The organism is Streptomyces fungicidicus, assembly GCF_003665435.1.
GTDB lineage: Bacteria > Actinomycetota > Actinomycetes > Streptomycetales > Streptomycetaceae > Streptomyces > Streptomyces fungicidicus.
In genome coordinates, this window is sequence record NZ_CP023408.1 from 84,992 (window position 1) to 96,779 (window position 11,788).

At 72.4% G+C, this 11,788-nt stretch carries 10 protein-coding genes and 1 pseudogene; 6 read left to right on the plus strand and 5 right to left on the minus strand.

Translation table 11 applies throughout. The features are described from left to right. The first annotated feature begins 74 nt into the window (after positions 1 to 74). From CNQ36_RS30600 to CNQ36_RS30615, 4 genes and pseudogenes are all read left to right on the plus strand, one after another. Complete coding sequence (locus tag CNQ36_RS30600) at positions 75 to 473, plus strand: 6-pyruvoyl trahydropterin synthase family protein (protein ID WP_040905601.1); 399 nt, start codon at positions 75 to 77, stop codon at positions 471 to 473. Then, positions 470 to 1,708: a glycosyltransferase family 4 protein gene (locus CNQ36_RS30605; RefSeq protein ID WP_390463301.1), complete on the plus strand. Its 1,239-nt coding sequence runs from the start codon at positions 470 to 472 to the stop codon at positions 1,706 to 1,708. Before CNQ36_RS30600 ends, CNQ36_RS30605 begins: the two co-directional genes overlap by 4 nt. Then, positions 1,705 to 2,679, plus strand: a complete 975-nt coding sequence (locus tag CNQ36_RS30610; protein ID WP_121548733.1) for a class I SAM-dependent methyltransferase — start codon at positions 1,705 to 1,707, stop codon at positions 2,677 to 2,679. Before CNQ36_RS30605 ends, CNQ36_RS30610 begins: the two co-directional genes overlap by 4 nt. Further along, positions 2,676 to 3,521 (plus strand): annotated as a pseudogene (locus CNQ36_RS30615) (lysylphosphatidylglycerol synthase transmembrane domain-containing protein); the annotation flags it as partial. The gene CNQ36_RS30610 and the pseudogene CNQ36_RS30615, both read left to right, overlap by 4 nt. Before the next feature lie 197 nt (positions 3,522 to 3,718). Here the strand turns inward: CNQ36_RS30615 and CNQ36_RS30620 are convergent. Then, positions 3,719 to 4,510 (minus strand): creatininase family protein, encoded by a 792-nt coding sequence (locus CNQ36_RS30620; protein ID WP_121548735.1) that lies wholly within the window; start codon positions 4,508 to 4,510, stop codon positions 3,719 to 3,721. A gap of 42 nt (positions 4,511 to 4,552) precedes the next feature. Here CNQ36_RS30620 and ribA point away from each other — a divergent pair, with 42 nt between their 5' ends. Further along, positions 4,553 to 5,212 carry a GTP cyclohydrolase II gene (gene ribA / locus CNQ36_RS30625; RefSeq protein WP_121548737.1) on the plus strand — a complete coding sequence of 220 codons (660 nt, stop codon included), beginning with the start codon at positions 4,553 to 4,555 and terminating at the stop codon, positions 5,210 to 5,212. Between the two features lie 3 nt (positions 5,213 to 5,215). Here ribA and CNQ36_RS30630 read toward each other — a convergent pair whose 3' ends face one another. Further along, the gene (locus CNQ36_RS30630) at positions 5,216 to 6,445 is read right to left on the minus strand and encodes a serine hydrolase domain-containing protein (RefSeq protein WP_121548739.1); all 1,230 of its coding nucleotides are present in this window, start codon (positions 6,443 to 6,445) and stop codon (positions 5,216 to 5,218) included. 48 nt (positions 6,446 to 6,493) lie between these two features. Between CNQ36_RS30630 and CNQ36_RS30635 the strand changes: the two genes are divergently transcribed. Next, positions 6,494 to 6,940, plus strand: a complete 447-nt coding sequence (locus CNQ36_RS30635; RefSeq protein ID WP_004922599.1) for a PPOX class F420-dependent oxidoreductase — start codon at positions 6,494 to 6,496, stop codon at positions 6,938 to 6,940. Between the two features lie 27 nt (positions 6,941 to 6,967). Here the strand turns inward: CNQ36_RS30635 and CNQ36_RS30640 are convergent, their stop codons facing one another. The 3 genes from CNQ36_RS30640 to CNQ36_RS30650 all read right to left on the minus strand — a co-directional run bounded on the left by CNQ36_RS30640 (position 6,968) and on the right by CNQ36_RS30650 (position 11,749). Then, the gene (locus CNQ36_RS30640) at positions 6,968 to 9,361 is read right to left on the minus strand and encodes an ATP-binding cassette domain-containing protein (RefSeq protein WP_121548741.1); all 2,394 of its coding nucleotides are present in this window, start codon (positions 9,359 to 9,361) and stop codon (positions 6,968 to 6,970) included. A gap of 185 nt (positions 9,362 to 9,546) precedes the next feature. Next, entirely contained in the window at positions 9,547 to 10,905 is a 1,359-nt protein-coding gene (locus CNQ36_RS30645) for an MFS transporter (protein ID WP_121548743.1), read from the minus strand. A gap of 178 nt (positions 10,906 to 11,083) precedes the next feature. After that, positions 11,084 to 11,749, minus strand: coding sequence for a TetR/AcrR family transcriptional regulator (locus CNQ36_RS30650; protein WP_004922591.1), 666 nt, complete (start codon positions 11,747 to 11,749; stop codon positions 11,084 to 11,086). Between the last annotated feature and the right edge of the window lie 39 nt (positions 11,750 to 11,788).

An 11,788-nucleotide genomic window follows, 5' to 3' on the forward strand; every position in this document is an offset into this window, starting at 1 on the left:
TCAGCCGTACTACACGGCATCCCCGGCGGAGATCGGCCCGGGGAGCAGACGCGCCGCACCTGGAGGGTCGTCCGTTGTTCAGCATCACCGTCCGCGATCACATCATGATCGCCCACAGCTTCCGCGGCGAGGTCTTCGGACCGGCCCAGCGCCTCCACGGGGCCACGTTCCTCGTGGACGCGACGTTCCGGCGCGAGCAGCTGGACGACGACAACATCGTCGTCGACATCGGCCTCGCCACACAGGAACTCGGCGCCGTCGTCGGCGAGCTGAACTACCGCAACCTCGACAACGAGCCCGACTTCGCGGGGGTCAACACCTCCACGGAGTATTTGGCCAAGGTCATCGCCGACCGGCTCGCCGAACGCGTCCACAAGGGCGCGCTGGGCGAGGGCGCCAAGGGCATCGCGAAGATCGCCGTCACGCTGCACGAGTCGCACATCGCCTGGGCGAGTTACGAGCGTGCCCTGTGACCGACACGACCATCGACAGGCCCGACACGACCATCGATGGGCCCGGCACGGCCGTCGGCCGGGCCCCGGCCGCCCGCCTGGATTACGTCCCACGGCAGGCGTTCGCTCCGAGGAACGGCGGGATTATCCCCATGTCCCTGCGCTCCGTGCACTTCGTGATGCCGGACGGGGTCGACGACCCGGCCGCGCCGAGCGGCGGCAACGCCTACGACCGGCGCGTCTGCCTGGACCTGCCCGGCTTCGGCTGGCAGGTGCACCGGCACACCGTGGCCGGCGACTGGCCCCGCCCGGACGCCGACGCCCGCGCCGCGCTCGCCCGCGCCCTGCGCGAACTGCCCGACGGCGCCGTCGTCCTGCTCGACGGGCTGGTCGCCTGTGGGGTGCCCGAGGTCGTCGTACCGGAGGCGGAGGACGGGCGGCTGCGCATGGCCGTCCTCCTGCATCTGCCGCTCGGCGACGAGACCGGGCTCGACGCGGCCGTCGCCGCCGAACTGGACGCCCGCGAGCGCGCGGTGCTGCGGGCGGTGCCCGCGGTGATCGCCACCAGCGACTGGGCCGTACGCCGTCTCGTCTCCCACCACGGGCTGGCCCCCGACCGGGTCCACGTCGCCGCCCCCGGCGCCGACATCGCGCCCCTCGCCCCGGGCACCGACGGCGTATCGCGGCTGCTGTGCGTCGCCGCCGTGACCCCGCGCAAAGGACAGCACCGGCTGGTCGAGGCACTGGCGGCGGTGGCCGAACTACCCTGGAGCTGCGCACTCGTCGGCGGCCTCGGCCACGATCCCGACTACGTCACCCACCTGCGCGGACTCATCCGCGCCCACGGCCTCGAGGACCGGCTGGAGCTCACCGGGCCGCAGTCCGGCGCCGCACTCGACGCCCGTTACGCCACCGCCGACCTCATGGTGCTCACCTCGTACGCCGAGACCTACGGCATGGCGGTCACCGAGGCGCTGGCACGCGGCATCCCCGTGCTCGCCACCGATGTCGGCGGCGTGCCCGAGGCGGTCGGCCGCGCACCCGACGGCGGCGTGCCCGGCATTCTCGTCCCGCCGGAGAACCCGGCCGCCATCGCCGCCGAACTGCGCGGCTGGTTCGGCGAGGCGGACGTACGACGCCGGCTGAAGGCCGCCGCCCGCAGCCGGCGGGCCGCGCTCGGCGGCTGGGCGAGCACCGCACAGAGCCTGGCGGCGGTACTGCGCCGGCTACCCACCGAACCCCGGAGGGCCGCATGACCGAACAGGCGACCACCACCCAGCACGGCGGGACGATCCCCGCGCAGCCCGGCCCCCGGGACGTCATCCCCGGCGCCGGCCCCGCACCCCGCCCCGGTGAACGGGCCACCCTCAGACTGCGGGGGACCGGCACCGGGGAACCGCCCCGCTACGCCCCCGAGTGGCTCCAGCTGCGCGAACCCGCCGACGCCGCAGCCCGCTCCTACGACCTGCTCGACCCGCTGCGCATCCGGCTGGCCAACCTGCCGCGCCGCGCCGACGGCCTCGTCGTCCACGACATCGGCTGCGGCACCGGCTCGATGGGCCGCTGGCTCGCCCCCCACCTCGACGGCGCCCAGCACTGGGTGCTGCACGACCGCGACCCCTACCTGCTGCACTTCGCCGCCGTCGCCTCCCCGCGCTCGGCCGCCGACGGCAGCCACGTCACCGTCGAGACCCGGCGCGGCGACATCGCCCGGCTCACCCCGGACGCCCTGGCCGGGGCCTCCCTGGTGACGGCGTCCGCGCTGCTCGACGTCCTCACCCGCGACGACATCGGCACCCTCGCCGCCGCCTGCGCGGGAGCCGGCTGCCCGGCGCTGCTGACGCTGTCGGTGGCCGGACGCGTCGAACTGACGGCGCCGCACCCGATGGACCAGGAGATCACCGAGGCGTTCAACGCCCACCAGCGCCGGGACGGACTGCTCGGCCCGGACGCGGTCACCGTCGCCGCCGAGGTCTTCGCCGAGCACGGCGCGACCGTACGGCTGCACCCGAGCCCCTGGCGGCTCGGCCCCGCACAGGCGGCGCTGACCGAGCAGTGGCTGCGGGGCTGGGTCGGCGCGGCGGTGGAGGAGCGGCCGGAGCTCGCGGAGCGCGCCGACGGCTATCTCGCCGACCGCCTCCAGGCTTGCGCGGCGGGGGAGTTGCGGGTCGTCGTGCACCACAGTGATCTGCTCGCCCTGTGCCGGCCGGTGGGCGGGGCCGCATGAGCGCCGCGCTCCTCGGCCGGCTCACCTCACCCGCCGTGCGCACCCGTCTCGGGACGCTCGGCGGCGTCGCGATCCTCGCGGTACTGCTGTGGCGCCTGGACACCGGGCCGCTGCTGGAGGGGCTGCGCCGCATCGACGGGCCCGCACTGCTCGCGGGGCTCGGGATCGGGCTGGTGACCACCGTGTTCAGCGCCTGGCGGTGGGCGCTGGTGGCGCGCGGGATCGGGATCCGGCTGCCGCTGGGGGCGGCCGTCGCCGACTACTACCGTGCGCTGTTCCTCAACGCGGCGCTGCCCGGCGGGGTCCTCGGTGACGTCCACCGGGCGGTGCGACACGGGAGGAGCGCGGGGGACATGGGGCGGGGAGTGCGGGCGGTGGTGCTGGAGCGGACCGCCGGGCAGGTCGCGCTGTTCGCCGTCGGCGCGCTGGTGCTGGTGAGCATGCCCTCGCCGGTGCTGGGCGCGGTGCGGCAGGCCGTGCCGGTCGCCGGGCTCGGCCTGGTGGGAGCCTGTGCGGTGGTCCTGGCGGTGCGGATGAACCGGGCTCCGGGGCGGAAGGAGCGGGCCGGCGCGCGGCGGGGAGTGTTCGCCGAGGCGCGGGAAGCGCTGCTGTCGCGGCGCAACGCGCCCGGAGTGCTGGTCTCGTCCGTCGTGGTACTGGCCGGGTACGTCGGCATGTTCGTCCTCGCCGCGGACGTCGCCGGGGTGGGGGCGTCGGTGGGGGAGCTGCTGCCGCTCGCCGTGCTGGCGTTGCTGGCGATGGGGTTGCCGCTGAACGTCGGCGGGTGGGGGCCCCGGGAAGGCGTGACCGCCTGGGCGTTCGGGGCGGCGGGGCTGGGGGCGGGCCGGGGGCTGACCGTCGCGGTGGTGTACGGGGTGCTCAGTCTTGTGGCCAGTCTGCCGGGTGTGGTGGTGCTCGTCGGACGGTGGTGTGCGGGGGCGCGGGGCGGTGACCGTACTTTCCCCGGGCCCGCCGCCTCTTCTCTTCCCCACCCCGGGGGCGCTGCCCCCAAAACCCCGGCCGGCCTTCGGCCTTGTCCTCAAACGCCGGACGGGCCTGAATCAGCGGGCTCCCCGCTCAACAGGGAGAAGTACGGGGCGAAGGAATCCGTCAGGCTTTCCAGGAGTTTCTTGCCCTTTTCCGCCGAGGCCAGTGAAGGGCGGCCTATGACGCCGGAATCCGTGTAGGCGGACATGCCGGAAGTGAGGAGATGACGCCGGTCGTCCGCGATGTGATCGGAGGTCTCATAACCGGGGCGGAGCAATTCGGGGTGCGTGTGGAGAAGTATGGAGGTCTCGATTTCACCCGCGTGCATGTCGGTGAGGAGGGACGTGGCGACGCCCGCTCGCACACGCGCCGTCTCCCAGTCCTCCGCGGCCGGGAACAGCGCCATGCGCTCGCCGCGGGCGGAGGACTCCTGAACCGCGTTGCCCAGGACGTAGTTGCCGCCGTGCCCGTTGACCAGCACCAGGGCGTCCACCCCCGACCGGCGGAGCGAGTCGGCGACGTCCCGTATCACCGCGTGCAGGGTCACCGAGGAGAGGGAGACGGTCCCCGGCCAGGCCGCGTGCTCGTGCGAGCAGGAGATCGTCACCGGAGGGAGGAGGTGCACCGGACGGGCGTCCGCAATCGCCCGCGCGATCGCGCAGGCGACCAGGGTGTCGGTCGACAGGGGCAGGTACGGACCGTGCTGCTCGAAACTCCCCACGGGAAGTACCGCGATCTGCCGTGAGACGCCGGCTCCCCGATTCCGTACATCTTCTGTAGTATCCGCCGGCAACAGACCGTGCACCGGACCGTATGCCGCCGACCGCTTTTGCGAACCGCCCATAACTTTCACGGCCTTTCGTCTCTGCTTAGGAACCCGGGAATCATGACACAAAAAGTAGGCGTACTCGGCAAGAAGTCTCCGCAGCGGACCGGTGTGGAACGCGTCGTGAATGCGCCGCTGCCCACCGTGTACGGCGCGTTCCAGGCGATCGGCTACCTGGACCACGACCGCGGTGAGGAGCAAGTCGCCCTGGTCCACGGCGACCTCGGCGCGGAGGGTGTCCTCACCCGGCTGCACTCGGAGTGCCTGACCGGCGACGCCTTCGGCTCCCAGCACTGCGAGTGCGGCGACCAGCTGGCGTCGGCGCTGCGCGCGGTCGTCGCCGAAGGAGCGGGCGTGGTCGTCTACTTGAGAGGACACGAGGGCCGCGGGATCGGCCTGCTCGGCAAGCTGCGCGCGATGGCCCTACAGGCGGAGGGACTGGACACCGTCGAGGCGAACCTCGCGCTGGGCCTGCCGGTGGACGCCCGCGACTACGGCGTCGCCGCCGGGATCCTCCAGGACCTGGGCGTGCGTTCGGTGCGGCTGATGTCCAACAACCCCCGCAAACGCGAGGCGTTGGTACGGCACGGCATCCAGGTCGCCGAGCAGGTGCCGCTGCTGATACCGCCGTGCGAGAACAACATCACCTATCTGCGCACCAAGCGGGAGCGGCTCGACCACAATCTGCCCCACCTGGACGCCGTGGCGCACCTGCCCTGACGGTCAGTCCGTCAGCGCCTCGTGCACCAGCCGCCTGAGGTCGCGGAAGACGGTGTGGGAGCCCCTGGGCCGCACCTGCGTGTGGAACTGCACGGTCAGGTCGCGGCCGGGGTCGACCCAGAACGTGGTCGTGGCGACCCCGCTCCAGCCGAAGCTGCCGAGACCGGACGGGACCTGCGTACGGGACGGGTCGACGACGACCGAGACGCCGAGGCCGAAGCCGACCCCGTCGTTGCCCGGCTGGTCGTGGGCGGGCCGGCTGCCGAAGGCGCGCAGATCGGCGCCGCCGGGGAGGTGGTTGCGGGTCATCAGGTCCACGGTGCCGGCGGCGAGCAGACGGGTGCCGTCGAGTTCGCCGCGCCGGCGCAGCAGTTCCATGAAGCGGTGCCAGTCGTGCGCGGAGGCCACCATGCCGCCGCTGCCGGACAGGAACCGGGGCCGGCCCCGCAGCGGCAGTCCCGCGATCGGTTCGATTCCGCCGCCCTCGGACTCCCCGTACAACTCCGCGAGCCGCTCCGCCTGCTCGTCGCTCACCCGGAACCCGGCGTCCGCCATGCCGAGCGGCCGGAAGACCCGTTCGGCGAGGAACACGTCGAGCGGACGGCCCGACACGACCTCGATGATCCGGCCGAGCACGTTCGAGGCGACCGAGTAGTTCCACTGCGTCCCCGGATCGAACTGCAGCGGCAGGCCCGCGTACACCTCGGTCGTCCCCGCGAGGTCCGTGCCCGGCGCCACCGACGACTCCAGCCCGGCCGCCCGGTACAGCGCGTCGACGGGATGGGCGTGGTAGAAGGCGAACGTCAGACCGGCGGTGTGCGTCATCAGATGCCGCACCAGGAGCGGGCCGGCCGCCGGACGGGTCCGCACCCCGTCGCCGGAGCCGCTCTCGTACACGCGCGGTCGCGCGAACGCCGGCAGATGACGGCTCACCGGATCGTCCAGTGACAGCTGGCCCTCCTCCACCAGCATCAGCGCGGCCACCGCCGTCACCGGCTTGGTCATGGAGTAGATCCGCCACAGCGTGTCGCTCTCCACGGGCAGCCCGGCCGCGACGTCCCGCGCCCCGTACGCCGTGAGGTGCGCGACGCGTCCGCCCCGCGCGACGGCGACCAGGAACCCGGGCAGCCGTCCGTCGTCGGCCAGGCGGGTGAAATGCCGGTCCAGCCGCTCCAGCGCACCCGCGTCCAGCCCGGCCTCCGCCGGATCGGCCTCCTGCCGCAGCACTGTCATCGCTCTCCCAGGGGGAACACCGGCCCGGTGCGGACCGTTGATCGAGTCATGACCCAGGACGCCGAACAGAACGCACTGCTCGCCCTGCTCTCCGAGGGGAACGGCGGCGTGCTCGTCACCCTGAAACGCGACGGGCGGCCCCAGCTGTCGAACGTCACACACGCCTACTACCCCGATGAGCGCGTCATCCGCGTCTCGCTCACCGACGACCGGGCCAAGACCCGCAACCTGCGGCGGGACGACCGGGCCTCCTACCACGTCACCACCCCGGACCGGTGGGCCTACACCGTGGCCGAGGGCACCGCCGACCTGTCACCCGTCGCGGACGACCCCTACGACGAGACCGTGGAGGAGCTCATCCGGCTGTACCGCGACGCCAACGGCGAGCACCCCGACTGGGACGACTACCGCGCCGCGATGGTCCGCGACCGGCGGCTGGTGCTCCGGCTCCGGGTGGAACGGGCGTACGGCATCCCGCGCGGCGCCGGCGCATAGCGCACCGGCCGCCGCGCGGCGGCCGGATCAGCCGCCGACGTACGCCGCGAGGTGCTCGCCGGTGAGGGTGGAGCGGGCGGCGACCAGCTCGGCCGGGGTGCCCTCGAAGACGATCCGGCCGCCGTCGTGACCGGCGCCTGGGCCGAGGTCGACGATCCAGTCGGCGTGCGCCATGACCGCCTGGTGGTGCTCGATGACGATGACCGACTTGCCGGAGTCGACGAGCCGGTCGAGCAGACCGAGCAGCTGCTCCACGTCGGCCAGGTGCAGGCCCGTGGTCGGCTCGTCCAGGACGTACACACCGCCCTTGTCGGCCATGTGGACGGCCAGCTTCAGCCGCTGCCGCTCACCGCCGGAGAGCGTGGTGAGCGGCTGGCCGAGGGTGAGGTAGCCGAGCCCGACGTCCGCCATCCGCTCCACGATCCGGTGCGCGGCCGGGATCCGTGACTCGCCCTCGCGGAAGAACTCCTCGGCCTCCGTCACCGACATCGCGAGCACCTCGCTGATGTCGCGGCCGCCGAAGCGGTACTCCAGCACCGAGGCGTCGAACCGCTTGCCCCCGCAGTCCTCGCAGGTCGTGGCGACGCTCTGCATGATCGCCAGGTCGGTGTAGATGACACCGGCGCCGTTGCAGGTGGAGCAGGCGCCCTCGGAGTTGGCGCTGAACAGCGCCGGCTTGACGCCGTTGGCCTTGGCGAACGCCTTGCGGATCGGGTCGAGCAGCCCCGTGTAGGTGGCGGGGTTGCTGCGGCGGGAGCCGCGGATGGGCGTCTGGTCCACCGAGACCACGCCCTCCGGGGCCGGCACGGAACCGTGCACGAGGGAGCTCTTGCCGGACCCGGCGACACCGGTGACCACGCACAGCACGCCGAGCGGGATGTCGACGTCGACGTCCTGGAGGTTGTTGGCGCTCGCCCCGCGGATCTCCAGCGCCCCGGTGGCCTTGCGCACCGTCTCCTTGAGCTTGGCCCGGTCGTCGAGATGGCGGCCGGTGACGGTGTCGCTGGCCCGCAGCGCGTCGACGGTGCCCTCGAAGCAGACCGTGCCGCCCGCCGTGCCGGCGCCGGGACCGAGGTCCACGACGTGGTCGGCGATGACGATCGTCTCCGGCTTGTGCTCCACCACGAGCACCGTGTTGCCCTTGTCCCGCAGCCGCAGCAGCAGGTTGTTCATCCGCTGGATGTCGTGCGGGTGCAGACCGATGGACGGCTCGTCGAAGACGTAGGTGACGTCGGTGAGGGAGGAGCCGAGGTGGCGGATCATCTTGGTGCGCTGCGCCTCGCCGCCGGAGAGCGTGCCCGAGGCCCGGTCGAGCGAGAGGTAGCCGAGGCCGATCTCCACGAACGAGTCGAGGGTGTGCTGCAGTTTGCCCAGCAACGGCGTCACCGACGGCTCGGTCAGCCCGCGGACCCACTCGGCCAGGTCGCGGATCTCCATGGCGCAGGCGTCGGCGATGTTCACCCCGCCGATCCTCGAGGAGCGGGCCAGTGCGCTGAGCCGGGTGCCGTCGCACTCGGGACAGTCGGCGAAGGTGACCGCCCGGTCCACGAAGGCCCGGATGTGCGGCTGCATCGACTCCCGGTCCTTGGACAGGAACGACTTCTGGAGCTTCGGGATCAGCCCCTCGTAGGTGAGGTTGACCCCGTTGACCTTGACCTTGGTCGGCTCGCGGTACAGGAAGTCGTGGCGTTCCTTCTTGGTGTACTCGCGGATCGGCTTCTCCTTGTCGAAGAGGCCCGACTCGGCGATGATCCGCACGACCCAGCCGTCCCCGGTGTAGGTGGGGATCGTGAACGGGTCCTCGGAGAGCGACTTGGAGTCGTCGTAGAGCTGTGCGAGGTCGATGTCGGAGACCCTGCCCCGGCCCTCGCAGTGCGTGCACATGCCGCCGGTGCGGCTGAAGCTGACCTTCTCCGTCCTGGTCTTCTCGGACCCGCGGTCGACGGTGAAGCCGCCGCTCGCCGAGACCGAGGCGACGTTGAAGGAGTACGCGGCGGGCGGGCCGATGTGCGGCGTGCCGAGCCGGCTGAAGAGGATGCGCAGCATCGCGTTGGCGTCGGTGGCGGTGCCCACGGTGGAGCGGGGGTCGGACCCCATCCGCTGCTGGTCGACGGTGATGGCGGTGGTCAGCCCGTCGAGGACGTCGACCTCGGGCCGGGCCAGGTTGGGCATGAAGCCCTGCAGGAACGCGCTGTAGGTCTCGTTGATCAGCCGCTGCGACTCGGCGGCGATCGTGTCGAACACCAGGGAGCTCTTGCCCGAACCGGAGACTCCGGTGAACACCGTGAGCCGGCGCTTGGGGAGCTCGATGCTGACGTCCTTGAGGTTGTTCTCCCGCGCCCCGTGCACACGGATCAGATCGTGGCTGTCGGCGGCGTGCGTCCCGGCCGGCTGCCCGCCCGTCCTGGTGGCCATGCTCATCGTTCTCCATCCGTCGGGCGGGTGCCGCGTCCGCGGCCCCCGCCGGCGTTCCCCTGTACGGCCCGTCGGGCATGTGCCGCCCGCGCTGTGGCGCCAAGGCTAGGCTAGGCGGGCGGCGGTCACCTGCGCTTCTCCATTCCTGACCACGTGCCCGGCCGCTCGGGGAACGCCTCCGGGGCGGCGGATCAGGCCGTCACCTTCTCCGTCCGCTCCGCGCCCTCGCCCGCGGCGCGTTCGCCGAGCCGCTCGGTGGGGACCAGACGGGTCTCGCGGGCCGTGACCGCCGCGATGACCGGGGGCACGCACAGCGCCGCCGTGAACAGGGCCACCGCCGTCCAGTCGTCGCCGTCCGGGCCGGCGATCCGCGCGGCGAAGGTGACCGCGAACCCGGCGACCGCGAAGCCGATCTGGGTGCCGATGGCCACACCGGAGAGGCGGACCCTGGTCGGGAACATCTCGCCGTAGAAGGACGGCCACACGCCGTTCGCGGCGCTGTAGACGACACCGAAGGCGAGGATCCCGAGGAGCATGACGAGCGGGTAGCTGCCGGTGGAGATCGCCCACAGGTAGAGGAACATCGTCACCGCGCTGCCGGCCGCTCCGGCCAGATAGACGGGACGGCGGCCCACCCGGTCGGAGAGCGCGGCCCACAGGGGGATCGCGGCCAGCGCGACGACGTTGGCCAGCGCCGCCACCCACAGCATCGACGAGCGGGACATGCCGACCGCGTCACTGGTGGCGTACGCCAGCGCCCACACGGTGAAGATGGTGCTGACCGAGGCGATCAGCGCGCCGGCGACCACCCTCAGCACGTCCGCCCAGTGGTCGCGCGCCAGCACCACCAGCGGCATCCGCACGACGCCTTCGGTGGCGGTCTGCTGGGCGAAGGCCGGTGTCTCGTCCAGCCTGCGGCGGATGACGTACCCCACGACGGCGACCGCGACGCTCAGCCAGAACGGCACCCGCCAGCCCCAGGACAGCAGCTGCTCCTCGGGCAGCGCGGCGACCGGGATGAAGACCAGGGTGGCCAGCAGCTGGCCGCCCTGTGTGCCGCTGAGCGTGAAGCTGGTGAAGAAGCCCCGCCGGTCCGGTGGCGCGTGTTCCAGGGTCATGGAGTTGGCGCTGGCCTGTTCGCCGGCGGCCGAGACGCCCTGCAGCACCCGGCACAGCACCAGCAGGACGGGGGCAAGGGTGCCGACCTGGTCGCGGGTGGGCAGACAGCCGATGAGGAAGGTCGACAGACCCATCAGCATCAGCGTGAAGACCATGATCTTCTTGCGGCCGAGCCGGTCCCCGACGTGCCCGAGGAAGAGCGCGCCGATCGGCCGCGCCGCGTACGCGACACCGAACGTGGCCAGTGACAGCAGGGTCGCGGTGGCCGGGTCGGAGTCGTCGAAGAAGACCTCCGGGAAGATCAGCGCGGCCGCGCTGCCGTAGATGAAGAAGTCGTAGTACTCCAGCGCGCTGCCGATCCAGGCCGCGGTCGCGGCCTGCTTCGGCTGGCCGGGCGGGGAGGCGTCGCGGGGCGGTGCGGGGACGGACACGGCGTGCTCCTTCGGGGGAACTCCACGGCGGTGCGCGGAGGACGAGCGGAGGGGATGTGCCGATGCGCTAATTAACCCACTGGATAGTTAGTCGCGGCTGGGTACGGATGCTGCGCCCGGTCGCCCGCACTGTCAAGGGGTCGCGTCGTGCCGGCCGGTCCGCGTGCGGTCCGCGGGCTCAGTCCGCCGCGCGTTCCGCCGTCAGATAGGCGATCACCATGTCGCCCAGCATCGTCCGGTAGTGCTCGCGCCGGGCCGGGTCCACCAGGTCGCGGCCGAACAGCGCGCCGAAGGTGTGCCGGTTGGACACCCGGAAGAAGCAGAACGAGCTGATCATCGCGTGCAGGTCGACGGCGTCGACGTCGGCCGTGAACAGCCCCGACTCCTGCCCGGCCGCGAGGATCCGGCGGATCACGTCCAGCGCGGGCGAGCCCATCCGGCCCAGTTCCTCGGAGGCCGTGATGTGCTCCGCGCCGTGGATGTTCTCGATGCTCACCAGGCGGATGAAGTCCGGGTGGCGCTCGTGGTGGTCGAAGGTCACCTCGGCCAGCCGCCGGATGGCCGCCACCGGGTCCAGGTGCCCCACGTCCAGCTGCTGCTCGGCCTCCCGGATCACCCCGTACGCGCGCTCCAGCACGGCCGTGAACAGCCGCTCCTTGCCGCCGAAGTAGTAGTAGATCATCCGCTTGGTGGTGCGGGTGCGGGCGGCGATCTCGTCGACGCGGGCGCCGTCGTAGCCGGCCCGGGCGAACTCCTGTGTCGCCACGTCGAGGATCTCGGCCCTGGTGCGGGCGGCGTCACGGATGCGCTCGCCGGGCCGTGCCGGTTCTTCGACGCTGGTCATCGGGTCCCTTCGGGCCGAGGGGTGCAGTGCCGGTGATTC